Genomic DNA, 25828 nt, shown 5'->3' on the forward strand with positions numbered 1-25828 from the left:
CTTGAAGTGTGACCTGCTCATCTTTCAGCCTTCGACGCCTGGCGGCAATTGCAGCCATGGCTGCAGCCTTCTCCGGTTTCGCCCTCGCCGAGTCCATCACCGGCACCGTTACCAATAAGACCAATAACAAGCCCGCGGCTGGGGACGATGTCGTGCTGATTCGCCTTGCCCAGGGTATGCAGGAGTCCACCAGGACCAAGACCGACGCGAAGGGACAGTTTACGTTGGAGCTTCCGGACGCCGGAGTGCACCTGATCCGCGTGACCCATGATAAGGCGAACTACTTTCGGCCAGCGCCTCCAGGAACGCAGTCGGTTGACGTAGAGGTCTACGACGCCGCAGCGAAGGTCGCGGGGATAAGTAGCGAGGCCGACGTCATGCGCATCCAGACCGATGAGAGCGGGAAGTCGCTGCGCGTGGTGGAGAACTTCTTCGTGAAGAACGATTCGACCCCACCGAAGACGCAGTTCGGCGATCGTCCCTTCGAGTTCTATCTTCCCGCGGGCGCGGTGGTCGAAGGCTCGGCGGCACTGGGACCGGGAGGGATGCCGGTACAGGCCTCGCCGATGCCCCTGAGCGACGCGAATCACTACACCTTCGTCTTCCCGATTCGCCCCGGCGAGACCCGCTTTCAGATCACGTATCGGCTTCCCTACGACGGAAGTCTGAAGCTTGCTCCGAAGCCCACGATGAACACCGACACGGTCGCCATCATGATGCCGAAGAGCATGAGCTTTCAGCCGGGACCGTCGGCGAGCTATACACCCGTGACCGAGGAGACGACGGCTCAGACCTATGTGGCGCGTAATGTGTCGCCATCCCAGCCCTTGGGATTCACGATCTCGGGAACCGGACAGCTTCCTCGCGATAGCGCGGCAACCCCGGCGGCAGAGGGTGGACAACCGGGATCCGCCGGCGCGCCACAGCAGGCTGGTACGGCGGCGACCGATACCCGCCCTGGAGGGGGACTGGGGAATCCGATTGACCCTGAAGGGACCAATGATCCGTGGTCGAAGTACAAGTGGTGGATTCTTGGCGGCTTAGGGCTGGCCATGGCAGCAGGCGCGGGCTTCATGTTGAAGAACAATCCGCAGAGCGCCGATGCCACAGTCGGCGTGCTGTCAGGGGGAATGAATGTTCCCACCGGTCCCGGTGCGTTGCTCACAAGTCTGAAGGAGGAGCTGTTTGCTGTCGAAACCGACAGGTTGGAGGGCAGGCTGGGCGAAGCAGAGTATGCTGAACAAAAGGCGGCGCTCGAGGTTGTGCTGAAGCGGGCGCTGTCACGCAGAGAACGGGCCGGGACGTCTAATACTCAAGAGGTAAAACCTCTGCGAGGGTGAGATGAATACCTTCAAAACGACGCTCCTTCTGGTACTACTGACCGTATTTCTGGTCTTCATCGGAGACCACTTCGGCGGACGGAACGGGATGGTATTGGCGTTTGTGCTGTCGGTTGCATTCAATTTCGGCACCTATTTCTTCTCCGACAAGCTGGCTCTTGCGATGTACCGCGCCCAACCGGCCACACGAGAAGAGTTACCGCGCGTGTACAACGTCGTAGAACGGCTGGCGGCGAAGCAGGGGCTCCCCATGCCCAAGGTTTACGTGATTCCAAGCGAGAGCCCGAATGCGTTTGCCACGGGTAGAAATCCAAAGCACGCCTCGGTCGCGGTAACGCACGGTATCCTGAATCTTCTGGACGATGAGGAGCTCGAAGGTGTGCTTGCGCATGAGCTGGGGCACGTCAAGAATCGCGACATCCTCACCAGCTCCATTGCGGCGACGCTGGCCGGCGCCATCACGATGGTGGCGCGTATGGGATACTTTGCGTCCCTCTTCGGAGGCTACGGCGGCCGCGACGACCGGGACCGCGGGGGCGGAGGCCTGACCGGCCTGCTCATGCTTATCCTGGCGCCGATTGCGGCGACTTTGATTCAGCTTGCGATCTCGCGTTCGCGCGAATACGAAGCAGATGCGACGGGGGCGAAAGAGACGGGAAATCCGTATGCACTGGCGCGCGCATTGCAAAAGCTTGACAACTATTCCCGGCGAATTCCCCTGCAGGCTTCGCCTACGACGGCGCACCTATTTATTGTTGCGCCGCTGCTGGGTAGTGGCGGATTCGCCAATCTGTTCTCCACGCATCCTCCGATCAAAGATCGGATACAACGCCTGATCGGGAGGGATCTGGTCTAGTGTTCGAACGAATTCTTCGGGCCTTGCGATTGCTGGCGATGACAGCCTGGGTTGGTGGGCTGGCCTTCTTTGCGTTTGTAGTGGCTCCGGTCGCCTTCGGCCGGCTGCCAAGCACACACGATGCTGGACTTGTGGTGGGAGGCTCTCTCTCGATCCTGCACTGGATCGGTCTCGTTGGCGGGGTCCTGTTCTGTCTCGCCACCGCGACCCTCTGGTTCCGTGCCGAGGTACCGGCGCGAGTCGGTTTCGCGATCGAGATGGTCCTGGCCGGAATCATGCTTGCGGTCACGGCGTATTCTCAGTTCCAGATTCTTCCTTCCATGGAACGGGATCGAATCGCGGCAGGTGGCGCTATCGAAACGGCCGACATCTCCTCCCCCGCGCGAATCGATTTCGAACGGCTGCACGTCTGGTCCGAGCGGCTTGAAGGGCTGGTCCTGCTCTGCGGGATAGGCGTGGTGCTGGTGCTGGCCCGCGAATCGCAATGGCCGGAGACAGGTAAAATTAGCAGGATATGAACCTTAGATTCATTGCGATGAGGGCCACCTGGCTCGAACGCTATCTTGTGGAAGACGGCGGACCCTTACGCTCCGCCAGGAACGGATAGACGATGTCATCGCTTTGGTTGAGCCTGACGCTGGGAGCAGCGGCAGGACTCGCGGACTATCTTGGAGGTCTGCTTCTTGTACGACGCTCCCCCTCAGCACGCGCGCTACGCTACTTTGTTGCGCTGGGAGCAGGGTTTATGCTCGCCGCGGCGGTGCTGGAGATGGTGCCGGAGGGCCTGGCCCTGAATCCTCGATGGGCGCCAATTCTGATTCTCGCCGGTTACTGTGGCGTGCATTTGCTCGAGCACACGCTGGTCCCCCACTTTCACTTTGGCGAGGAGACGCACCATCACGAATTTCTCTCGGCAAAGACAAGCTATTCGGTTCTGTTAGGACTTGCGGCACACACATTCTTCGACGGCATTGCGATCGGATCCGGCTTTGTGCTCTCCCATTGGCTGGGATGGGTCATCTTTATCGCGGTATTCCTGCATAAGCTGCCTGAAGGCTTCACGGTAGCCAGCGTCATGCTGGCAAGCGGCCGAGGAAAGCGTGCTGCACTCAATTCGGCGATGATTCTTGGCGCCATGACGCTGTTGGGGGTTTTCGTCATCAACCTGAAGCCCGGTTGGGTGCGGGCAGGATTGCCGCTGTCAGCAGGGGTGACCATCTATGTGGCCGCAACCGATCTCGTGCCGGAGGTGAACCGTGAACCTGGGATTCGGATGGCGCTGATCTTCTTCGCAGGGGTTGCGGTGTTCTTTTTGCTGAAGCTGTTGGCTCCGGCCTAATTTGCGGCCTGAACGATGAGGGTCACGGTGGCCGTGTGCTGAAGAGTCGTTCCGGCATTGCCCAAGGCGGTCCCGGTAACCGTGATCGTGTAAGACTTCGGTGGAACTGTGGTGTCACTTCCCGTTCGAATGCGGTCGCCGCAACCAGTAAAGAGCGGCAGTGACGAGAAGAGAAGAACTGCAATCAGTCTCGGGCGCGAGGATCCATATCGTCGGCCGGCCCACGGAAGAAAGACGAGAAAGAACCCTGCAAAGACCAGGCGATTCATCTCCCGCCCTACATGTGCGGTCTTTGGCGTTGCGATGGTCATGACGAAGGACCCTGAAGGCGTTCCGGGCGGAAGGCTGCCTGGATTGAACGAGGCCGTAGCGAGATCGGGTAAGCCTGACGCAGATAGAGTTACGGGACTGGAGATATTCCCGTTCGTATTGACGACCAGCGAAAAGTCGGCAGAGCCACCGGAGACAACCGTCTGCGTGGTCGCACTGCTCGGCGCCAGCGTGAAGTCGCCAGGTCCGACCTGCGGCGTATCGACGACAAAAAGTGCGGTAGGTGATGTACTCGACAGGAAGTTCGCATCGCCCGAATAGACTGCGCTGAGGCTGTGAGGACCAGCGGCAAGAGCCGAGGTTGCAAAGGTCAGATCGCCTGATCGGTTTGGGCTTGCCGCCGTGAGCAGGGTTGCGCCATCTGAGAGAAGGATGGTTCCCGTCGGAGTTACGGTGGTCGTCGTACTTACGTGAACGCTGAACTGAACAGGCTGACCGGCGTCGACGCTGCTGGCAGAGACGAGGGTCGCGGTGGCCACGTTCAGAGTTGTGATGGTGGCGGCCTTCGTAATCGTCAGGGTAGGCGCCGACGAGACAGTATAGTTCCCTGCTGCCGATCCCGTCAGCGCCACGCCAACGGGATAGACTCCAACCCCGGGATGTACTGGCAGATCGACCGAATAGGTCGCCGAAATGCTGGACTGATCGCGCGGAAGAACCCCGCTGAGGCTCCCCTGGAGCGACGGGAGATCGTCTCCATAACGAAGCGAGGCCGGCGCAACGATGGCCGTGACGGGAAGCTGGTTGACCATCAACGAGAAGGCAGTACTCTGCGCGGCACTGTGAGATGCATCGCCGCTGTAGGAAGCCGTAATGGTATGCTGACCGGCCTGCAGCACGGACATGTCGAACACCGCCGCGTTCGAAGAGAGCGGAACCACAACGCTGGCACCGGAGGTCCCGGCGTATTGATCGAAGAAGACGACACTACCCGTCGCCTCGGTCGATGAGGTGAGCGATGCCGTCAATTCTCCCGAGCCATAGGAGACCGTGCCGGCTCCAGACAGCGATATCTGAACCGGGATGGCCGATCCAAGGCCCGCAATGGTCTGGATCGTATCCCCGGAGAGCTGGCGAACCCTCTGGTTTCCTCTATCCGCAATGGTAACGAGGCCGGAAGAAGAGAGAGTTGTGGCGCGCGGGCTGTCCAGGGAGGCAGACACCGGCGCGCCGCCGTCACCGGAAAAGCCCTGCGTGCCATCTCCGGCCACTGTCGTGATCATGCCAGTCGTTCCGTCGATGCGGCGAATGCGATGATTTGCAGTGTCCGCAAGATAGATGTTCCCGTCCGAACCCACAGAGAGGCCCTGCGGAAGCGCCAGTCTCGCTGCGGCAGAAGAGCTCGAATCGCCCGCATAGCCGAAGACGCCGGTGCCGGCAAGGGTCGTAATGATGCCTGTCACAGCGTCGATGCGGCGAATGCGATGGTTGTTCGTGTCGGCCACGTAGAGATTGCCGCCGGTGTCTACTGCAATTCCCTGCGGTGAATCCAGCAGGGCGGACACGGCGCGGGCGTTATCGCCCTCGTATCCCTGAGCTCCTGCCCCCGCAACGGTTGTGATGACTCCCGTTCCGGCATCGATACGGCGGATGCGATGGCTGCCGGAATCAGCGATGTAGAGGTTGCTCTTTCCATCGAGGGCAAGCGCACCCGGACGATCGAGCAGCGCAGCGGCTGCCGGACCGTTGTCTCCTGCCGCGCCAGCCGTGGAACTACCTGCGATCGTGGTGATTATGCCGTTGATGAGATCAACCCTGCGAACGCGATGGTTGTGAGTGTCCGCGATGTAGAGGCCATGCGCGTCCACTGCCAGACCTTGCGGCGAATCGAGCAACGCAGAGATGGCCGCGGAGTTATCCCCGTCGTATCCCTGGGTTCCTGTTCCAGCTACTGCCGTGATGCCGCCCTCGCGGTCAACTTTGCGGATAACATGATTCGCCGTCTCGGCGATGTAGAGGTTGCCCTGGGAATCAAAAGCGATCGCCGAAGGCAACAGGAGCGGAACACTTGTTGCGAGAGTCTGTGCTTCAGCAGCTACAGACAACAGCATCATCAAGCAAAAAGACGCCCACAGACGAGACGTCAGGTGACGATGCTGTTGAAAGGTGCTCCAGAAAATCATGGCAGATACCGCAGAGAGTACACGAAGGTCTGAAGTCTTCGTATCCCCTGTGAGCGTCATTACGAACTTCGCCACGATGTGCCGTGCAGATCGTACCGCTGCGTTGTCCTGAAGCTATTCTTCGGCGACGGTGCGATTTCGAAGGCTACCCAGCTTCTCAATCGTGATCACCATCTCTTCTCCCGGTTTCAGCCAGCGCTGCGGCGTTCGCCCAAGACCGACTCCCTCGGGTGTGCCGGTGCTGATGACATCACCGACCTCGAGCGGCGTTGTACTGGAGATGTATTCAATCAGAGCGGGAATCTTGAAGATGAGATCGCGGGTATTCGCCGACTGCAGCGTCTCGCCGTCGATGGTGAGGGAGATATCGAGAGCGTGCGGATCGGCAACTTCGTCGGCAGTGACGACGGCCGGGCCAAGTGGACTAAAACTTGGGAAGGATTTGCCAAGGGTCCACTGCGAGGTCGCAAGCTGAATGTCACGCGCGCTGACGTCATTGACGATCGTGTACCCAGCGACGTACTGCTGCCAGTTGGAGGCTGCGATCTGGTAACCGGCCTTTCCGATGACGACCCCGAGCTCGGCCTCGTAATCAGGCTGGCTGCTGACCTTCGGCAGAATCACAGGCGCATCCGGGCCAACGACGGAGCTCGACAGCTTCATGAAGACAGTCGGTACCTTCTGCACCGCCATCTTCGATTCAGCGGCATGGCTGGCATAGTTGAGCCCTACAGCAAAGATGCGAGGCGGACGGAGGGGCGCGTGCAGCGTAACCTCGGAGAGAGCGACGCGTGGCGCCTTATCCAGTTTCGCTCGAACCTCGGCCAGCGCAAGGTTGCCACCTTCAAGAATGGCGAGAACACTTGGGTACGCGAGACCCGTAAGATCGACGATCTCGCTGTCGATCAACACGCCTGGCGTAGGCACATCGCGACTGAAAGCCACGGAAGGATTCTGGGTTGAAGAGTCTTTTCCTGAGAACGTAACGAACTTCATGCCTGCCCGCTCCATGCCTCGCCCTGCGGATACGCAAAGCGGTTGAGAGACTCTTCGCGAATCTCGATACTGTATCCCGCTTCGCTCGGCACTTGATAGTGACCGTTCCGAATATGAACCGGGGTGACAAAGTGTTCATGAAGATGGTCGACGAACTCGATGACCCTATCTTCCATGGTCGTGGAGACGGAGAGAAAGTCGAACATCGACAGATGCTGGACGTACTCGCAGAGCCCAACTCCGCCTGCGTGCGGACAGACGGGAGTGTTGAACTTCGCTGCCAGTAGAAGTATAGCGAGATTCTCGTTCACCCCGGCCACGCGACAGCTATCGAGCTGAACGACATCGAGCGCCTTCGCCTGGAGGAACTGTTTGAACATGACTCGATTGTGACAGTGCTCGCCGGTTGCGATGCGAACCGCGGGAACCTCATGGCGAATGCGCGCATGGCCGAGAATATCGTCGGGATTCGTCGGCTCCTCCATCCACCAGGGCTTCAGCTCTGCGAGTTGGCGGGTGCGATCGATGGCCTCAAGCACGCCCCACTTCTGATTGGCATCCACCATCAACTTATTCGTCCAGCCGATCTCTTCACGAACGATGCGGCCGCGTCGAAGATCCTCAGCCGGATCTCCGCCGACCTTCAATTTGAAGTGTGTCCAGCCCTCGGCAAGAGCTTCGTGGCAAAGGCGCCGAATCTTCTCTTCGGAGTAACCAAACCATCCCACCGAGGTGGTGTAGGCCGGGTAGCCTGTTTCTTTTAACCGGGCCAGGCGGTCTGCTTTGCCGCTGCGCGCCTGCTCGAGAATCTCCCTTGCTTCATCCGGCGAGAGGGCGTCATCGATGTAACGAAAATCGACCGCCTTGAGCAGATGGCGAGGTTCAAGGTCGGAGAGGAGCTGCCATAACGGCTTCTTCTCGACACGGGCGTAGAGATCCCAGACCGCATTGATGAGAGCGCCTGCGGCCAGATGAATCACACCCTTTTCTGGCCCCAGCCACCTGAACTGTGTATCTTCGGTCAGTTGGCGCGAGAAGGCGCAGAGGTCGTCGGTGATGGAACCGAGGGAACGATTGACCACGTAGCGCGACAGATACTTTGCCGCCTGAACCACGAGATCGGTGCCACGCCCAAGCGTAAACGTAAGGCCGTGGCCGGTCAGGCCGGCGTTGGTCTCGAGAACGCAATAAGCCGCCGAGTAGTCAGGATCCTTATTGACTGCGTCAGAGCCGATGTGCTCGCGTGAGGTGGGAAAGCGAAGATCGATGACGCGAAAACCGGTAATCAAAATCTCATTCAAGGCTCAGACCTTCCCTTCTTCGGAATATAAAGAGTACAGATCATAAAAGCGGTGTCTGCCGTTTATGCGGCAGTCCATCCGCCATCGATGGGGATAACGGCGCCGTTGATAAACTCCGCTTCTTTCGAGCAAAGAAAGCGGACAAGGGATGCAATGTCCTCAGGGGTTCCAAGCCTTCCGATCGGCTGGCGCGAAACCAGCTCGGCACGTACCTTTTCCTTCTCGTGCGCGTGGTACTTTTCGAGATAGCCTTCGACGAAGGGGGTCTGGACAGTACCTGGGGCGATGCAGTTGACGCGCAGCTCTTTCGGGTAGTCCACCGCAATCTGTCGTGTCATTGCCTGAACCGCACCTTTGCTGGCACAGTACGCGAATCGCTGTTTCACACCGACCGAGCCCGCTACGGAGCCTATATTGACGATGGATCCTCGTGCAGCCAGCAACAGCGGCAGAGCAGCCTTGGTGACAAGAAAGACACTGCTGACGTTCACCCGCATCACCCGCTCGAAGTCCTCTTCCAACGTGCGCGAGATATCGCCCACCAGGCCAATGCCTGCGTTATTCACAAGGATATCGAGAGAAGGAATCCCGGCGAAGGCGAGCGCGATCGAAGCCGAGTCGGTTACGTCCATCTTCACCGCACGCGAACCCGGAAGCTCGGCCGCCAGCGCCTCCGCCGCCGGAAGATGGATATCCGCAAGGATGATTTGCGCACCGGCGCGTGAAAGCTCCCGTGCCGTTGCAGCCCCGATGCCGCTGGCGCCGCCTGTGACGAGAGCTACCTTGTTTTCCAGGTAAAAGGATTCACTCATATATTGAAATACCGTTCCTCAGAAGCATACCTCGTTTCCAACGGATGGCCAATCCCGTCGGTCGCTCGGTGCCGCAACGCTTCTAGGAGCTTGTTGAAATAGCTAGAGCTGACTCCTTTACTGATGAGGTTTTGGGTTGATGCAGGGGAGTTGGGTTGTTTATGACGGCTGGCTGGCGGATTCTGCGGCATGTTTTCTTGCCGGGTTGAAGACTCAACCGGCCTTCAGGCGCACTGCTGCTGTGGGTCCTGCTGAGTATGGCTTTGGATGAGCCTTGGCAGACGCAGCAGGTTATGTGCGGCGCAGCTGAAGACGAAGATCCAGTCGACCTTGGCGAGTCCTCGCACCTTCAGCTGGTCGAGCGGACCGGTCTGCTTCAACCAGCCAAATGTCTTCTCCACGAGCCAGCGGCGGCTGAGGCTGAGCGCATAGCCGGCGTGCCGGGTGGTCCTGCCATCGAGGTTCGAGCGGCGTCCCTTGTCGTTCTTCTGCACATGTGCGGTGACGTTGAGGGCGCGGGCTCCGGCGATGAAGTCCTTCGCGTCGTAGGCCTTGTCGGCACCAACCGTGATGCGCCGCGAGCTGTTCTTCTGCCGCTCGTCGAGCATCAGCAGGGCGGCGTCGCGCTCGGCATGGCCGTCGGCCTGGGTCGCCATCGCGGCGGCGATCAGGCCGTTGCGGTTCTCCACCAGCGCATGGCCCAGGTACGCGAGCTTCGACTCCTTGCCATAGCTCTTCTTGTAGAGCCGCGCCTCCGGATCGGTAGTCGATTGATGGGTCTCGTTCGACCTCTTCTGCCCACGGAAGTTAGTGCCGTCGCCATCATCGGAGCCATCCTTCGGCCGGAAGCTCTTCTGCGATGCCCAGGCCTGGATCAGCGTGCCGTCCACGGTGAAGTGCTCGTCACTCATGAAGCGCTTCGCCAGCACGTTCACCTCGGCGAAGAACCGCTGCGCCACGTCCGACGTCAGCAGCCGGTCGCGGTTCTTGGAAAACACGGCATGGTTCCACACCGCGTCGTCCATGCCCAGGCCGACGAACCAGCGGAACAGCAGGTTGTAGTTCAGCTGCTCGACTAACTGGCGCTCCGAACGCACCGAATAAAACGCCTGCAACAACAGCGCCCGCAGCACATACTCGGGCGCAATCGAAGGACGGCCTGATGCCGAATATAGCGCATCGAAATCCTCGTTCAGCGACACCAGAACTGCATCCGTCAACTTGCGAATCTCGCGCAAAGGATGATCCTGTGGAACCCGCTGCTCCAACGTCACACAACTGAACATCTCACCCTGAACCCGCTCGTCGCCACGCATACAACAGAGACGGACCAACACCCAGATCAGACGAAGCCAGAACCTATTTCAACAAGCTCCTAAGTGACCCCGACCAGCCATGTTTTCGCGGGCAGGATTACGTCCGACGAAATACCTCTCCGTCCAGCAATAAGTCCGGATGGAAGATTCTTCAGCCTGCAGAACCAGAACGATCCGTGAAGGGAATTCGTCGTCTGCATGCCACAACGGTCTCCGATAGAGTTCTGCGTTTCCTATCTCGCCGAGGACTGATATCGTGTTCAGCATAGGTGAATTCGAAAAGGGATGACAGTCGACGGTCTTGTAGAGTGCGCCGGGAGCGCGCGGAGATCGACAAGGCCCATCGATTCCGAAACAACGATTTTTTGTGCGCTTTTTCTTCGTGGACCCGCTTTCATGCTGCATAACACAAGTTCAAACTTCGATGGCCTATGACCTCTAACGCATCGCATTCCACTCCTGCCCAGCCTGTCGGGATGAATTCCAAATACAACCGTTTTCTTCTTTTGGTGGCGGGACTTGGTGGCCTGCTGTACGGCGTAGACGTCGGCATTATCGGGGGAGCGCTACCTTACCTGGAAGCAACTTCCGGGCTGAATGCAGGCCAGCTCTCTATCATCGTAGCGGCGGTGCTGCTCGGCAGCGTCATCTCGACCCTCTTCGCCGGTCTTCTGGCCGACTGGATGGGCCGTCGGCCGCTGATGATGATCAGTGGGCTCACCTTCGTCCTCAGCATTCCCATGATCGCAGTCGCCCATGGCTATGGACCTCTCTTCTTTGGACGGCTCCTGCAGGGCATCAGTGGCGGACTCATCGGCGTCGTCGTTCCGCTGTACCTTGCCGAGTGTCTGCCGGCAAGCAATCGAGGCAAAGGCACTGCCGTCTTTCAATGGCTGCTGACCCTCGGCATCGTCTCCGCCGCGCTGATCGGGATTTACTACAGTTACCGCGTCGAAACCGTGACCCGGATCTCCGACGCCGCCACCGTCTTCGCCTTCAAGGACCAGGCCTGGCGGCGAATCTTCTGGGTGTCCCTCCCCCCGGGAGTCCTGTTTGTCCTCGGGAGTTTTTTTGTGGCCGAGTCGCCCCGATGGCTTTTCCTGCGCGGCCGCCGCGAGAAGGCGATGGCGTCATTACTTCGTTCGCGCGAGACGGAGCAGGCAGAGATCGAGATGAAGGAGATGGAGCGCATCGCTGCCGCGAAGGCATCTCCGCGCTCAGGCGAGGCCTTCAAGGATTCGCTTCTGCGGAGGAAGTACGTGATTCCCTTCCTTCTGGCATGCATCATCCTGTTCTGCAATACCGCGACGGGAATTAACTCGATCATCGGCTACAACACCGCCATTCTGCTGCAGAGTGGGCTCTCGGACCTGCATGCCCACTGGGGCTACGTGGTTTTCACCATCGTCAATTTCTTGATGACGATCGTCGGCATGACCCTGATCGATCGTAAGGGGCGCAAGTTCCTCTTCATCGTGGGGACCTCGGGCATCATCGTCTCCCTGGTTGGCGTAGGCCTGCTGTTTCTCGGCACGGAGAAGCTCAATCAGGACTGCCGCGACGCCGTACAAGCGATGGTGACTCCCGATCAGACTGTCAACCTTGCCTTTAATCCGGCCGAGGCAAGACATCTGCTCGACAACGCCGGCGGCAAAGCAGGCTCCATCGATAGTCAGCGCGCATCCCTGGCAGTCATCTACTCCTACGGAGACTTCACCGCAGCCACGAGCTTCGTCCGCTCTGACGATCCGAGCGCGGCGCCGATTCGGATCACGCGCGAGAGCGCTGTTCCCACAAACAGGGTCGAGGCGTTCTTCAAGAATCCTTTTGCCGATCTAGACGCGGCTCGCACAGCTCCACTCAAGATCGACCGCGCGCTCGTGGGCCGGGTTCCCGATTCACATCATGGCTGGCTGGTTGCCATCGGGCTGTATCTCTTCATGTCGTTCTATGCCATCGGTCCTGGCGTCGGCGTCTGGCTGGCTCTCTCAGAGCTCATGCCAACCCGAATCCGGTCCAATGGCATGAGCATTGCGCTGGTCATCAATCAGCTGGTCTCGACGACACTGGCAGGAATCTTCCTTCCCGTCGTCAGCAAGTATGGTTACTCGTTCATGTTCTTTCTCTTCGCAGGATTTACGGTGATCTACTTTATCGTGGCCGCTTTCTTTCTGCCGGAGACCAAGGGGAAGACTCTCGAAGAGATCGAGCAATACTTTGAGGGGAAGCGGACATAAATCCGCCGCAGCATCGAATCGTCAAAAATGAAAAAGTAGCTGTAGAAAGAGTTACATACAACCTCCCAGCCACAGATGTACTCTATGGGGAGTATATTGCTACCGAGATTTTCAGTACCCGGAGAGACTTCATGCGCGCTATGCAACGGAATCTGGCAACCACGTTTGCCTTGACCACTGTTCTCCTCCTGGGAGGATGCAAGAGTTCGACGCCCGCGGCCCCGGCCAATGACGCAGCATCACAGGCGGCCCCGGCCGCTCCCCCTCCCGCAGACCAGGCAGCATCGAATGCTGCAGCCCCGGCGGCCACTCCGGCCACTGCCCCAACCGCTGGACCAGCAGCAGCACCTGAGTCGGCGGCTGCACCAGCACCCGCCCCAGCCCCTGCACCTCCTGCGCCTGTTCGTGTCACTGCTCCAACGGGAGCACACGTCTCGGTGGTGATCTCACAGCAGCTAAGCGCAAAGAACAGCGATGTTGGCCAACCCTTCAGCGGCGAGTTGTCCGCGCCACTGACTTCCTCCAGCGGCAAGACGGTTCTGCCTAAAGGAACTCCAGTTGAAGGAACTGTGACAGCCGCAAAAGGCCGAGGCAAGTTCAAGGGTGAGGGCAATCTTGCCATCGAGGTCACCTCGATCGGCGGACACGCGGTAACGACCGACTCTTACCTTAAGACGGAGAAGGGCAAAGGCAAGCGGACCGCCGGCATGGTCGGTGGTGGTGCGGGTGCAGGCGCCCTGATCGGCGGCCTGGCTGGTGGCGGAAAGGGCGCGCTGATAGGCGGTCTGGTTGGCGCTGGAGCCGGAACGGCAGGTGCGGCAATGACCGGCAACAAGGACATTGTGATCCCAGCTGAGTCCGTGGTCGCGTTTACCCTGCAGGCTCCGCTCACCATAACTAGATAACTTCCTCTGTACATCGAGGCGTCCCTTCGCGGGGGCGCCTCTTTTTCGTTGGGTATCCCGCACAGCCCGGTCCCGATAGACTGGAACCATGCGGCTGAATCCTGTCTTTCTTCTCTCTGCTACCGATGCAGCTCACTTCCCCACCGAGTCGAAGACTCATGGCAGGCCCGAGGTCGCGTTCCTGGGGCGGTCCAACGTGGGCAAATCGTCGTTGATCAATGCGCTGCTGGGGTCCAAGGAGGCTCGTGTCTCCTCAACCCCGGGAAGAACGCGTGCGATCAACTTTTTTGCCCTGCATGAAGGTTCCGGGGGGAAGCAGAAGACTGTGCCCTCGATCATCTTTGCCGACCTTCCGGGGTACGGGTACGCGAAGATCTCGAAGTCGATCTCGGCGGAGTGGCCACAGTTCATCGAGCCCTATCTCGGGGAGCGGGAGACTCTGGCGCTCTGTGTCTGCCTGGTCGATACCAATATTCCACCGCAGGCGAGCGATGGACTGCTGATCAATTACCTTCAGCAGACGCAGCGGCCCTTTGTCGTCGTAGGGACGAAGGCGGATCGGCTTTCCAAAAACGTCCTGGCGAAGAATCTGGCGGCATTGAAAGAGGAGCATGGAGTGGAAGAGATTCTTCCTGTCTCGTCGAAGACCAGCGCGGGAATTCCCGCGCTGTGGCAGCGCATCCAGGCGGTCGCGGAGTAGGCCCTCCCCCTGAATTTTTTGCACAAAGTATTCATAAAATGAGGTTTATCGGTACCTGCTTCAACGACCCGTTTTTCGACCCAACCAGAATTTCTTCCAGAACTTCCTATTTTACGGAATGAGATGGAACTGATCGGCATTCGATAAATATCTGCATTTCATGCACTTATACAAGATTGCTGCTTGACAGCCTTCACTGCAGGGCCTCTTCTTCCACAGAAGAAAGCCAAAGGGAGCGTTCGGACGGACGCTGACGCTGAAGGATGCGGGGTGCTGATTCAAGCCACGTGCGTCGAAGCGTGTCTTCCGGCGGGATCAGTGCGAGGGCACGACGATCGAAGGTTCGGAGGTCCGTGGGGCTCTCGAAGGCGCAGGTGCGGAGTTGCCAGGAGCGGCTCTCGAGGAACGGAGCGAGGATGGATTCGCTGCTGCGGAAACCGGCCGGGAGCGAGCCGGGGTTCTCGGCAAAGGCGACGAGGTCCGCTCCCAAGGCCTGAAACCGGCAGGCAATTTCGGAGATCTTCGGATCGAGAGGAAGGAGGCTCGAGAAGAGCTGCGGTGCGAGACCGCGTGCGGCCGCCTCTTCGAGGCTCGCGAGAGGATCGGCGCTGAGGGCGACAGAGAGCGAGGCGCGTTTGCGGACCTCGTTCTTCATGGCGCGAATCGCCTCATCCAGCGTATGGACGACGAAGGCTACGGCTCCGGCGCGGACAATCTCACGGATGCGGCCTGGGGCGTTGTCGATTGAGAGAGAGACCGCACCGGCAATGTTGGCGGCGGCGGCGAGAGCTGCGCCATCCGGCGAGAGCCCAAGGGAGAGGATGAGGGCACCTCCCCAGTCGGGACGGAGTTGTAGCAGAGCGGTATAGGCACGAAGGATTTGGGACTGAACCGAGCCGGAAGAGCATACGAGGTCATTCGAAGAGAATCGTACCGCAGCCAGAGGCAAGAGGTCTTTGTCGAAAGATCCGGAGGATTGGGTTTCTACCTTCCACAGCTAAGCGAGGCCGGGGATGTTACAGCCTTTGTGGGCTTCGGAAAGAAATCTTTCTGGGTAGAAGGCAAACGATCGTTCCTTGGGCGTGGTTACGATTTTCATCACTTACGGTACTAAAGTTTGCCCCATCCCTGCCGATGAACTCACGTAGCTGGAGGAATGAATGAGCTACTCAAATGGAATTGGCGACAGGATGCAGGTTTCGAACCCGATCGCCCCTGCATCCGCTTCACAGACCCGTCCTGCCGAGGCAAAGACCGCCGAAGCACAGCCCGCCGGCCGCACCGGGACAGACGCCGCGACACTGAGCCCCACGGGCGAGTTGATCTCCCAGGCCCTCGGCGGATCGGATGTACGGTCCTCGAAGGTGGAGGCGCTGCAAAAGGCGATCGCCGATGGAAGTTATAACGTTTCGTCCTCCGATGTTGCCGGCAAGGTCATGGACTCGCTTCTGAAGTGACGCTGTGAGCACGACGGAGAAGACGATGTCCGGGATGCTGGAAGGAACGATCGAGGCGCTGTCGCGTTTCGATCTCGAGAGGATGCTTACGCTCGAAGAGCGAAGGATGCTGCTTGTGAGATCCGGGGTTCCGACCGGAGGAACGCAACGAAGGTGCTTCGAAGGCTTAGAAGGGGAGAGGAATACAAGAGATGGGAACACTGGCTTCCGCACTGGCGTTGGCGCAACAGGCCCTGATGGCAAATCAGACGGCACTCAATATCACCGCGAACAATGTTGCAAACCAGAACACTCCCGGATACACGCGGGAGGTTGCAACCTGGACGGAGAACGACAGCGTGACGATCGGCAACGTCTCCGTAGGCCAGGGAGCGAGCATCGGCGCGGCGGCCTCGCAGCGCGACCTCATTCTTGAGAAGAGGGTACAGCAGCAGACCCAGGTGCAGGCGCAGAGCCAGTCGCTTGAGGACGCTCTCAACCAGGTTCAGAGTATCTTCGGGCTCAGTTCAAGCTCGACCTCTGCCAGCTCGACGGCTCTGGGCACGGCTTTGAACGGTTTCTACAACGCGCTGTCGTCGCTCACGGCGAATCCGTCGGATTCGGCGACACGCCAGAAGGTTATTTCGGCGGCAAGCAACCTGGTGGGCGCCTTCAACTCCACGTCGAACCAGATGGCGGGCGTCGCCTCGGATCTGGACAAGCAGGTCTCGGGGTACGTCGACAATGTGAACGGCCTGCTTTCAACGATCGCGACCCTGAACCAGAAGATCTCAAACTCCAGCCCGAACAGCGACGCCGGCGTGCTCGAGGACCAGAGACAACAGGCGATCGCGCAGCTTTCGCAGTACATCGGTCTCGATCAGATCACCAACGAGAACAACCAGATTACCCTGACCACGACCAACGGCGCGGTGCTGGTGAGCGGCGCGCAATCCTACGCGATGAGCACGTCTCAGATCTCGGGACAGACCCACATCATGGCCGGGATTCCGCCGCAGGATGTGACGGCAGGATTAACGGGAGGCGCACTTGGCGGAGCCCTCGAGGCGAGAGACCAGCTGCTGCCCCAGTACCAGAGCTCGCTGGACGAGCTTGCCTATCAGATAGGAACCCAAGTCAACCAGGTCAATGCGCAGGGACTGGATGGAAATGGGAATCCGGGCGCGGCCATCTTTCAGCTTCCGGGCAGCGCAAATGGCGCAGCGGTCCTGATCGGGATGGCAACGACGGATCCGCAGTCGATCGCTGCGGCGGCGGTCGGCGAGGGCTCCACGGGAACCAGCAATGCCCTGCTGCTGGCCGGGCTGGCGAATGGAGCGACGGTCTCGGGCCAGACCCCGCTGGACTTTTTGACGAGCCTGATGGGACAGATCGGAAACGCCGCGGCCTCGGCTTCGTCGGACAACACCGTCCAACAGGCCACGTTGACCCAGTTGACGAGTCAGCGCAATTCGCTCTCCAGTGTCTCGCTCGATGAAGAAGCGGCCAACCTTACGCAATATCAACGGGCATATCAGGCCGCGGCCAAGATCTTTTCGATCACCGATGAGCTGATGGCGAGCGCGATCAACCTTGGTGTAACCACGTCCGTCTCGTAAGCGAAAGACAAGGGAGCGAAGACCATGAGAGCAGACCCTACTTACTTCAATAGCGTTGTCCAGTCACTCAACAACGCGATGAACAACTCGAACAATCTTGCTGCGGAGCTATCCAGTGGCCTGCGTGTTGGTTCTCTCTCCGACGACCCTGCCGCGGCCACACAGAGCCTGCGGCTGGATGGCACGATCGCAGGCATCGACACCTTCGTGCAGACGGCTTCGGGCGTTTCGTCGCGGCTGCAGATGACGGATTCTACTCTGGGCGAGGTTGTCTCGCAGGTGACCTCTGCGATCTCGCTTGCGGTGGGCGCGGCAAACGGCACACTCAACAGTGCGAATCTGGACTCGATCGCACAACAGGTCACGTCGATTCGCGATAACGTGCTTTCGCTGGCCAACAGCAGCTACCAGGGAAGCTTTCTGTTCTCGGGAAGCCAGGGAACGACGACGCCTTTCAGCCTCAATACGACGACGACACCCGCGACGACAAACTACCAAGGTGACAGCAACGTTCAGACGATCGTGACTCCGGGAGGCCAGAAGATTCAGATTAGCCTGCCGGGCTCGTCGATCTTCGGCTCGGGCAGCTCGGGGGTTCTGGGAGTTTTGAATCAGCTGGTGTCGGACCTTACGAGCGGGGCGCCCACGGCGAACATCTCGGCGGACAGCTCTGCGTTGACGGATGCGTTGAGTACGGTTTCGACGCAACGCAGCGTTCTAAACAACTCCTTGAGCACAATTCAGTCCACGAGCACCTATGCGCAGACGCAGGAGGCACAGTTGAAGGTGCAACAGGGTTCTCTGGTCGCATCCGATCCTGCAGCTGTGGCGACGGGGTTACAGGCGAGCCAGACGCAGTATCAGGCGCTGCTTAGCGTGATCACCGCGCTGCAGCAGGATAATCTGTTCAACCACCTGTCGTAATCGAACTCCCGGTTAGTGCTGGAGCTGCTCCAGGGCTTTGCGCGCCTGCTTGATCCTGAGACCGTCGGGATTCAGTTTGAGGTAAGCGTTGTACTCCGCGATGGCCTCCTCACGCTTCTCGAGCTTCTCGGCGACGTGAGCAAGAGCGAAGTGTGTCTCGGGGTCGGAGGGCAGAGACTTTACCGCATCCTGAGCGCGGAGATAGGCGGCGTTGAGATTGCCTGCATCCTCATAGAACTTGGATACCTTCAGGTCTTCCTCGGCTCGGTCTTCGTCGGTCTGGAGCTTTTCGACCTTGGGAAGTCGCCGCCGTCCCGAGGGTTTGGGACTGTCCGCTTTATCGTCGAGCGGGGGTTTGTCGGCGGAGGGAGTATTTGCAGGATCGTCGGAGCTGGAGGAGCTGGAGCCGCTGCTCGAGCTGCCGGGTTCAGAACCGGGCATGGGCGGAGCCGAGGTCGGGAATGGGAACTTATCGGCTGTGGAAGGTGGTTTTCCCGGCGCGGGAGCATCGGGCGGGTTCTGCTGCGGCTGCGTCTTCGGGGGGTCGGACTCGCCGGGGAACGGAAAGCGCTGCGCGGTGGGGGCCTCTTTTCCTGTAGAAGCGGCACAGGGATCGTTGCCGGGCTGAGGTTTGCCCTCGGAGCTGCCGGAGGCCTTATCGGTCTTTTGCGGACATGGAGCAGCGGGCAGGGGCGTCTGAGCGCACACGAGTGCGGTCATCGCGAAGAGGGCGATGAGCGGGAGGACGCGAATCGAAAGGCGGCTCATCATCGTTATTTATTTAGACTACGCGTCTCGACGGTTTGACGCCTGGGCGCGCAGGTTTGTTATATTCAGCATGGCCGGCTTGTAAAAAAAGACTTTTTTTGCTCCGCCGGACGCGTGTTCCTCTGCTTCAAAATCCACACATTCAGAATGAGTTCTCGATGATCCCTGGCCTGATGATTCGCTCTTCGTCCATCCACGCTGCCGGTTGCTACACGACGCGGCGCATTCGTAAGGGAAGCAAGGTGATTCGGTATGACGGGCCACGCTTCACCAAGGATGAGGCAGATGAGCGCTACAAGGATCGCTTTATCACGTACCTGTTCAGCACCGGAAACGGCGACGTGATCGACGGCTTCGGCACGGCGATGTTCATCAATCATTCCTGCGATCCGAACTGCGAGACCGAGCACATCGGGGATGAGATATGGATCATCGCGACTCGCGACGTCGCTCCGGGCGAGGAGCTGACCTACGAATACCATCTGCACGACAGTGATGACGACGACGCGGATTGCCACTGCGGGTCGGCCAAGTGCAGGGGAACCATGTTCAGCGAGGACGAGGTGAAGCGCCGGGCTCGCAAGGCTCGCCGCGCCGCAAAAGCCTGAGGCTCCTGCGGACGCTACAATAGCGAGATGCGGCTAAGCGCCGCCAGCGTTTATGGCATACCAGGTTTTAGCGAGAAAGTATCGTCCGCAGCGCTTCGCCGATGTCGCGGGGCAGGATCATGTGACCGTGACGCTGATGAATGCGCTCACGCAGGGTCGGATCGCCCACGGTTATATCTTCAGCGGACACCGAGGTATCGGAAAGACGACGATCGCCCGCATTCTGGCGATGGCGTTGAACTGCCGCACTATGATCGGCAGTGCTGAGCGGCCCACGGCCGAGCCCTGCGAGGTCTGCGAATCGTGCGTGGAGATTCGTGCGGGAAACGCCGTCGACGTGATCGAGATCGACGCCGCCACCAATCGCGGCATCGACGAGATTCGCGAGCTGCGCGATGCGGCGAGGTACCGGCCCGCACGCGACCGTTACAAGATTTATATCCTCGACGAGGCGCACCAGATTACCGACGCGGCCTTCAATGCCCTGCTTAAGACATTGGAAGAGCCGCCGGACCATATCGTCTTCATGATGGCCACGACGCAGCCGGAGGATATTCCGCAGACGGTGCGCTCGCGCTGCCAGCACTTCAGCTTTCACGCGGTGAAGCTGGTCGATATTCTTGCGCAGATCCGGGGGATCGCCGCGCAGGAGGGGGTTGACGCCGACGAAGGTGCCCTGGCGCTGCTCGCAGAGGCCGGGGATGGGTCGATGCGCGACGCTCTCTCCATCATGGATCAGGCGATCGCCAGCGCGCCTGTGGAAGATGGCCGACCGCGGCTCGACGCATCGCAGATTCGCGAGCTGATGGGGACGGTTGCGAATGCAGTCTTTGAGCGCGTGCTCGAGGGCATTCATGGCAACCGTAGCGCAGAGGTGATGACGATCGCCAATGACCTGCTGGATGCCGGTAACAGCCCGGCGCAGTTGGCACGGCAGTTCGTGCGCTATCTGCGCAACTGCGTGATCGCCAAGATCGCCGGCGTGGAGGCGGACGGCGGTTCAACGGAGCTGCTGCAGATCTCCGCCGATGAACAGCGCCGTGCGGGCCGGTCGGCGGCGTTGTTTACAGAGGAGGAGCTGACGCGGTTTCTCCAGGTGATGCTGCGCACCTTCGATGAGTTGGGATATCGCCAGGAGCAGCGGTTCCACTTCGAGCTCGGGCTTCTGAAGCTGGTTCATCTGCAGCGACTGCTGCCAGTGGAGGAGCTCTTGAGCCGCTTCCCGACGACGGGAGGTTCCGGCGGGGCGGAGTCGCCACGGCCACGTGCCTCGGCACCATCGACTCCTGTACCGCGCCCAGCTCCTGCCTTTGCTTCGCCTTCTTCTCCGCCGCCAGCTCCTTCGAAGCCTGCATTTTCTCCCTTTGCTGCTGATCGCAACCGGAAGACTTTCGACGAGCCAACTCCGATAGCGCCACGGACTCCCGCTCCGGCTCCGCCGCAAGCTTCCGCTCCGGTAGTGCCACAAACTCCCCCGGTCGAGCGCGAGGTCATGATTCAGCCCGAGCTGCCACCGCCTCCGGCTCCTGCGGTTTCTATCCTTGAGACTGATCCTGTTGCCGAGATTACTGCGATCGAAGTCGCTGCGGAGATGCTGGGAGCGGGGTCGGTTCCTGCTGCAATCCTCGAACCGGAGACTGCTCCTCCTGCGAAAACAATGGCGGAACCGCCCGCGGCCGGAAGCCGGTCAGCGGAGGATCTGCAGCGGCTGGCCATTGAAGCCTTATCGGCGGCCAGGAGCCAGGGATCCGCGGCGGATGCGCTCGCTGACGCTGAATGGACGGTCACCGGGGACGAGATCCGTGTGCAGACCGAGTTATCGAAGACGATGCTGCCCATGGTGATCAACGCGGACGCAGACCGGATCGTTCGCACGGCGCTACGCAGCTCGGGCGCGGGCCAGCTCAAGCTGGTACTTCTGCCGGGCGCGGCAAACGCCGCGGCCGCCAAAAAGCCGCGAGCGGCGAAGACGGGAAGCGCCCAGGCCAAGGCCATGGAACACCCCGTCGTGCAGCAGGCGCAGCGCCTGTTCAACGCCGAGATTCGCAACGTGATCGATCTTCGCGACAACGATTAGGAAGAAGGACTGGATATGGATTTCTCAGATCTCGGCAAGATGAAAGAGATGATGGGGCAGGCGCGCCAGATGCAGGAGCAGATGGAGCGCAAGCTCGCAGAGACAACGGTTGAAGCCACAAGCGGCGGCGGCGTGGTCTCGGTGAAGATGAACGGAAAAAAGGAAGTGCTGCGACTGAAGATCGATCCCACGGCCATCGGAAGTTCGGCAGGCGACCTGGAGCTTCTGGAAGACCTGATCATCGCCGCAGTCAACGAAGCCGGACGGCGCGCCGATGATGCCATGAAGGCCAATGTTGCGGGCATGATGGGCGGCTTGAACCTGCCGGGGCTCACCTAGTGGCGCGATTTGCCGAGCCGATGACGCGGCTGATCGATGAGCTGCGCAAGCTGCCGGGGATCGGGACGAAGAGCGCCCAGCGCCTGGCATTCCATGTGCTCCGGTCGTCGGCGGAGGACGCGGAGAAGCTCGCAGGCGCGATTCGAGAGCTGAAGGCGCATCTGCGGCTGTGTTCGATCTGCAACAACATCACCGACGTCGATCCGTGCAGCTATTGCACCAGTGCGGTACGCGATCAGCGGCTCATATGCGTATTGGAGGAACCGACCAACATTGCAACCATCGAGAAGACGCGGAGCTTTGCAGGCGTGTACCACGTGCTGCACGGAACACTGTCGCCGATTGGAGGCGTGGGACCGGAGCAGCTTCGCATTGCGAACCTGATGACTCGACTTCCGGAGGTCGATGAAGTGATTCTTGCGACCTCGCCCACAACCGAAGGCGAAGCGACGGCACGTTATCTGGTCGATGAGATTCGCCGCTCCAATACTCGCGTAAAAGTGACGCGGATTGCGACGGGTGTTCCCGCGGGCAGCGACATCGAATACGCGGATGAGGTGACGATGTCGCGCGCGCTTGAAGGACGGCGCGAGCTCTAGGCTTCCATTCAAACTAATTTTACTTTCAGGTGATATAAGCGCGATATGAATGGGACTCTTAGTCGTCGTGGTTTTCTTCGTCAAAGCTTTGCATTTAGTGCAATTGCCGGTCTTGGATTTGGTTCCCTGCCCTCGCTCGCCAAGCCTCATGAACAAGCGGAAGGATTGCAGTGGTTGATGGTCGGGGATTGGGGCTATGAGAACTTCACGGCCCAGAAGACCGTTGCCGAGGCTATGCAGGCTTACGTTCATGAGCATCGGCTGAAGCCCGACGCCCTGTTGATGCTTGGCGACAACTGGTACGGCGACTTGACGGGTGGAGTGGACTCTCCGCGCTGGAAGACGCAGTTTGAAGAGATGTACCCGCGCTCGAGCTTTGATTGCCCTGCCTACGGGGTGCTGGGAAATCACGACTATCAACGGATGCCGGAGAGTAAGGTCGAGGCCGAACTTGCTTACGCCAAGAAGAATGGAACGCGGTGGACGATGCCCTCGCGCTGGTACAGCTTTGAATTTCCCTCGGCCAAGCCGCTGGTGACGGTCATCGCGCTGGACAGCAACATGCCGCATCCCCAGGGAAACAAGGCCCCAGGTGTCAACTTCACTCTCACCCCGGAGGAGCAGGCCGAGCAGCTTCGCTGGTTGAAGACTGAGTTGGAGAAGCCGCGGCGCACGCCGTATCTCATCGTAATCGCGCACCATCCGATTTATTCGAATGGGCCGCATGGCGACCATAAGGTTCTGATCGCCGATTGGGAGCCTCTGCTGCGCGAGCACAAGGCTCATCTCTACCTTGCCGGGCACGACCACGATATGCAGCATCTGGAGTTCGATGGGCATCCCACCTCGTTCGTGATGTCAGGAGGCGGCGGCGCCGATCTCTACACCCTGAAGATCGACGAGGCGCAACGCGGACCCTATGCTGCGAAGGTTTACGGCTTCAGCCACCTTCAGATCGCTCCCGACAAGCTGACGCTGCTGCATATGGATCAGGCCGGCAAGGTGATTCATGGCTTTACGAAGACCCCGGAAGGCGCCGTCAGCATCTTGAGCTAGCTTCAGCGGAAAGGCACGACGGAGTCTCTTCAAAAAATGGAACAAGTAGGAATGGCAGCGAAGAAAATCGCTGCCATTCCTACTTTACATCTTGAGGTGCAGCGCGATCAGGTGTTTTGCAGGCCATCCCCCGTCATCTCGTACGGCTTTTGCAAGCCGAGTAGCTTGAGGATGGTGGGCGAGATATCGCGCAGGCTTCCGCCGGGACGAAGGATCGCGTGGTGGCTGGTGTCGCACTCGTCGGTAACGAGGATGAAGGGCACCGGGTTGGTTGTGTGAGCTGTATGGGGTCCGCCGGTCACAGGATCGATGAGCAACTCGGCGTTACCGTGATCGGCAGTGACCAGAAGAGCTCCGCAACGCTGCTTGACCGCCTGGAAGATGCGTCCTAGGTGTGTGTCGACGGTCTCCACGGCGCGAACGGTGGGCTCGATCCTGCCGGAGTGCCCAACCATGTCGGCGTTGGCGAAGTTGACGATGATGACGTCGAAGGCCGTGTCGTTGACGGCCTTGATGACGGCATCCGCGATCCCGGCAGCGGACATCTCCGGGGCGAGATCATACGTTGCCACCTTCTGCGATGGAATGAGAACGCGGTCCTCGCCGGGAAATGGCTTCTCGATGCCTCCGTTGAAGAAGTAGGTGACGTGGGCGTACTTTTCGGTCTCGGCGACGCGAAGGTTGCGCAGGTTGGCATCGGCCATGACGTTCGCGAGGAGATTGTCCATCGACTCAGATGGAATAACGACCGGGACGGTGAAGTTCTTGTCGTACTGCGTCATGCACACGTAGTGAATGTTGGAAGGAGCCTCGACGCGAGGGATCTCGAGATCGAGTTCGGAGGCTTTGGGCAGATCGCGGGCGTCGTTCGCGGCCAGGCCGCCGGGAAGGTCGCAGTTGCGGGCAAGTACACGTGTAATCTGGCGAACGCGGTCGGCGCGATAGTTGAAGCAGATGCAGACGTCGTTCGAGCGAATCGGTCCGATAGGAGTTCCATGCTGATTGACGACCGTGAAGGGCGGGATGAACTCGTCGGTGATCTCGTTGCTATAGAACTCACGGATCCGGGCCAGCGGATCGGTGCAGGTTCCTCCCTGGGGAGAGCCGGTGACGATCGCATCAAAGGCCTGGCGCTCTTTTTCCCAGCGAAGGTCGCGGTCCATGGCGTAGTAGCGGCCTGATACCGAAGCGATCTGGCCGACACCGATCTCGCGAATCTGCTGCTCGAGGGCTTCAAGATAACCAAGGCCGCTGGTGGGCATCGTGTCGCGACCATCTGTGAAGGCATGAACGAAGACGCGCGTGAGCTTGTGCCTGGCTGCGAGGCGCAGCAGCGCATAGAGGTGTCGCTGCTGCGAATGCACACCGCCATCGGAGACGAGACCAAGAAGATGCAGCGCGCGGTTGTCCTGGGCAGCGAGCGTGACAGCCTGAACAAGCGCGGGATTCTCAAAGAAGCTGCCATCGGCGATAGCCTCGTCGATCCGTGTGATGTCCATGCGGACGACGCGGCCGGCGCCGAGATTGAGATGGCCGACCTCTGAGTTACCCATCTGGCCATCGGGTAGACCGACGAATCGATCGCTGGCGTGAATCAGCGTATTGGGAAAGTCTTCCATCAGCCGGTCATAGTTCGGCTTGCGAGCCAGCGCGATTGCGTTGCCGTGAGTGTCGGGACGGTAGCCCCAACCGTCGAGAATCGTTAGGACGATAGGTTTGTTGGCCATTGCTGAGTGAAGGATAACAAGAGTTGGCCTGCATCGGGTGTGTCGCTCGAAACGCGGAAGAGACTACTCGAGATCGATCAGGACGTCGTCCCCTTCAACACGCAGGGGAAAGATCTCAACCCGCTCGTTTGGCGGAAACTCGGCCTTGCCGTTTTTTGCGTGAAAGGTCCACGAGTGCCACGGGCACACAACGCAGTCGCGCTCCACCCATCCCTGACCGAGTGGGCCGCGGCGATGAGGACACCAGTTGTCGAGAGCGGACAGTTCCCCTCCAACATTCGCCAGGCAGACCGCAATACCGTCTACCTCTGCCTCTGCGACAGCGCCGGGAGCAGGAGCCTCCGCGAGGCCGCACAGTCTAACCCACTTTGCCAATTCCTACTCCTTCCTTCTTCATGCTAACGGGTTCGGGAGAATCGC

The 25828-nt window shown here is 59.7% G+C and carries 24 protein-coding genes; 15 read left to right on the top strand and 9 right to left on the bottom strand.

The window, feature by feature from the left end; all coding sequences use genetic code 11:
* The first annotated feature begins 8 nt into the window (after positions 1–8).
* The 4 genes from BDD14_RS04340 (at position 9) to BDD14_RS04355 (ending at position 3535) form a co-directional block, all read left to right on the top strand.
* Positions 9–1340 carry a carboxypeptidase-like regulatory domain-containing protein gene (locus BDD14_RS04340; protein WP_242617733.1) on the top strand — a complete coding sequence of 444 codons (1332 nt, stop codon included), beginning with the start codon at positions 9–11 and terminating at the stop codon, positions 1338–1340.
* A 1-nt stretch (position 1341) separates the two neighbouring features.
* Positions 1342–2196, top strand: a complete 855-nt coding sequence (locus BDD14_RS04345) for a zinc metalloprotease HtpX (protein ID WP_130417724.1) — start codon at positions 1342–1344, stop codon at positions 2194–2196.
* Complete coding sequence (locus BDD14_RS04350; protein ID WP_130417725.1) at positions 2196–2714, top strand: DUF4149 domain-containing protein; 519 nt, start codon at positions 2196–2198, stop codon at positions 2712–2714. The genes BDD14_RS04345 and BDD14_RS04350 overlap by 1 nt, the downstream gene beginning before the upstream one ends.
* 92 nt (positions 2715–2806) lie before the next feature.
* Complete coding sequence (locus tag BDD14_RS04355) at positions 2807–3535, top strand: ZIP family metal transporter (RefSeq protein WP_130417726.1); 729 nt, start codon at positions 2807–2809, stop codon at positions 3533–3535.
* Here the strand turns inward: BDD14_RS04355 and BDD14_RS04360 are convergent.
* From BDD14_RS04360 to BDD14_RS04380, 5 genes are all read right to left on the bottom strand, one after another.
* Positions 3532–6063, bottom strand: coding sequence for an NHL domain-containing protein (locus BDD14_RS04360; RefSeq protein WP_130417727.1), 2532 nt, complete (start codon positions 6061–6063; stop codon positions 3532–3534). The genes BDD14_RS04355 and BDD14_RS04360 overlap by 4 nt on opposite strands.
* A gap of 39 nt (positions 6064–6102) precedes the next feature.
* Positions 6103–6984: a fumarylacetoacetate hydrolase family protein gene (locus tag BDD14_RS04365; protein ID WP_130417728.1), complete on the bottom strand. Its 882-nt coding sequence runs from the start codon at positions 6982–6984 to the stop codon at positions 6103–6105.
* The gene (locus BDD14_RS04370; RefSeq protein WP_130417729.1) at positions 6981–8285 is read right to left on the bottom strand and encodes an enolase C-terminal domain-like protein; all 1305 of its coding nucleotides are present in this window, start codon (positions 8283–8285) and stop codon (positions 6981–6983) included. The genes BDD14_RS04365 and BDD14_RS04370 overlap by 4 nt, the downstream gene beginning before the upstream one ends.
* 62 nt (positions 8286–8347) lie before the next feature.
* Complete coding sequence (locus BDD14_RS04375; protein ID WP_130417730.1) at positions 8348–9097, bottom strand: SDR family NAD(P)-dependent oxidoreductase; 750 nt, start codon at positions 9095–9097, stop codon at positions 8348–8350.
* 224 nt (positions 9098–9321) lie between these two features.
* Entirely contained in the window at positions 9322–10413 is a 1092-nt protein-coding gene (locus tag BDD14_RS04380; RefSeq protein ID WP_130417184.1) for an IS5 family transposase, read from the bottom strand.
* Positions 10414–10844: 431 nt separating this feature from the next.
* On the opposite strand from BDD14_RS04380, the gene BDD14_RS04385 reads away from it, so the two are divergent.
* The 3 genes from BDD14_RS04385 to yihA all read left to right on the top strand — a co-directional run bounded on the left by BDD14_RS04385 (position 10845) and on the right by yihA (position 14255).
* Positions 10845–12650, top strand: coding sequence for an MFS transporter (locus BDD14_RS04385; RefSeq protein ID WP_130417731.1), 1806 nt, complete (start codon positions 10845–10847; stop codon positions 12648–12650).
* Between the two features lie 131 nt (positions 12651–12781).
* On the top strand, positions 12782–13555 hold the full coding sequence (locus BDD14_RS04390) for a hypothetical protein (RefSeq protein WP_130417732.1): 774 nt from the start codon (positions 12782–12784) through the stop codon (positions 13553–13555).
* Positions 13556–13643: 88 nt separating this feature from the next.
* Positions 13644–14255, top strand: a complete 612-nt coding sequence (yihA, locus tag BDD14_RS04395) for a ribosome biogenesis GTP-binding protein YihA/YsxC (RefSeq protein ID WP_130417733.1) — start codon at positions 13644–13646, stop codon at positions 14253–14255.
* 193 nt (positions 14256–14448) lie between these two features.
* On the opposite strand, the gene BDD14_RS04400 is transcribed toward yihA, so the two are convergent.
* The gene (locus BDD14_RS04400; RefSeq protein WP_165419924.1) at positions 14449–15204 is read right to left on the bottom strand and encodes a hypothetical protein; all 756 of its coding nucleotides are present in this window, start codon (positions 15202–15204) and stop codon (positions 14449–14451) included.
* Between the two features lie 211 nt (positions 15205–15415).
* Between BDD14_RS04400 and flgM the strand changes: the two genes are divergently transcribed.
* The 3 genes from flgM (at position 15416) to flgL (ending at position 18234) form a co-directional block, all read left to right on the top strand.
* Positions 15416–15712: a flagellar biosynthesis anti-sigma factor FlgM gene (gene flgM, locus BDD14_RS04405; RefSeq protein WP_130417735.1), complete on the top strand. Its 297-nt coding sequence runs from the start codon at positions 15416–15418 to the stop codon at positions 15710–15712.
* A gap of 191 nt (positions 15713–15903) precedes the next feature.
* Positions 15904–17310 (top strand): flagellar hook-associated protein FlgK, encoded by a 1407-nt coding sequence (flgK, locus tag BDD14_RS04410; RefSeq protein ID WP_130417736.1) that lies wholly within the window; start codon positions 15904–15906, stop codon positions 17308–17310.
* Between the two features lie 24 nt (positions 17311–17334).
* The gene (gene flgL, locus BDD14_RS04415; protein ID WP_130417737.1) at positions 17335–18234 is read left to right on the top strand and encodes a flagellar hook-associated protein FlgL; all 900 of its coding nucleotides are present in this window, start codon (positions 17335–17337) and stop codon (positions 18232–18234) included.
* Between the two features lie 12 nt (positions 18235–18246).
* Here flgL and BDD14_RS04420 read toward each other — a convergent pair whose 3' ends face one another.
* Positions 18247–19005 (bottom strand): tetratricopeptide repeat protein, encoded by a 759-nt coding sequence (locus BDD14_RS04420; RefSeq protein WP_130417738.1) that lies wholly within the window; start codon positions 19003–19005, stop codon positions 18247–18249.
* Between the two features lie 155 nt (positions 19006–19160).
* On the opposite strand from BDD14_RS04420, the gene BDD14_RS04425 reads away from it, so the two are divergent.
* From BDD14_RS04425 to BDD14_RS04445, 5 genes are read left to right on the top strand one after another with little or no spacing between them, the layout of a single operon-like run.
* Positions 19161–19610 carry an SET domain-containing protein gene (locus BDD14_RS04425; protein ID WP_130417739.1) on the top strand — a complete coding sequence of 150 codons (450 nt, stop codon included), beginning with the start codon at positions 19161–19163 and terminating at the stop codon, positions 19608–19610.
* Between the two features lie 52 nt (positions 19611–19662).
* Positions 19663–21687 (top strand): DNA polymerase III subunit gamma/tau, encoded by a 2025-nt coding sequence (gene dnaX / locus BDD14_RS04430; protein WP_130417740.1) that lies wholly within the window; start codon positions 19663–19665, stop codon positions 21685–21687.
* 15 nt (positions 21688–21702) lie between these two features.
* Positions 21703–22026, top strand: a complete 324-nt coding sequence (locus BDD14_RS04435; RefSeq protein WP_130417741.1) for a YbaB/EbfC family nucleoid-associated protein — start codon at positions 21703–21705, stop codon at positions 22024–22026.
* Positions 22026–22625, top strand: a complete 600-nt coding sequence (recR, locus tag BDD14_RS04440; protein ID WP_278045469.1) for a recombination mediator RecR — start codon at positions 22026–22028, stop codon at positions 22623–22625. The genes BDD14_RS04435 and recR overlap by 1 nt, the downstream gene beginning before the upstream one ends.
* 45 nt (positions 22626–22670) lie before the next feature.
* Positions 22671–23681, top strand: a complete 1011-nt coding sequence (locus BDD14_RS04445; protein WP_130417742.1) for a metallophosphoesterase — start codon at positions 22671–22673, stop codon at positions 23679–23681.
* Positions 23682–23788: 107 nt separating this feature from the next.
* Here the strand turns inward: BDD14_RS04445 and gpmI are convergent, their stop codons facing one another.
* Complete coding sequence (gpmI, locus tag BDD14_RS04450) at positions 23789–25408, bottom strand: 2,3-bisphosphoglycerate-independent phosphoglycerate mutase (RefSeq protein ID WP_130417743.1); 1620 nt, start codon at positions 25406–25408, stop codon at positions 23789–23791.
* A 63-nt stretch (positions 25409–25471) separates the two neighbouring features.
* Complete coding sequence (locus tag BDD14_RS04455) at positions 25472–25783, bottom strand: Rieske (2Fe-2S) protein (RefSeq protein WP_130417744.1); 312 nt, start codon at positions 25781–25783, stop codon at positions 25472–25474.
* Positions 25784–25828: the final 45 nt, after the last annotated feature.

The sequence above is a fragment of the Edaphobacter modestus genome (assembly GCF_004217555.1).
Lineage (GTDB): Bacteria > Acidobacteriota > Terriglobia > Terriglobales > Acidobacteriaceae > Edaphobacter > Edaphobacter modestus.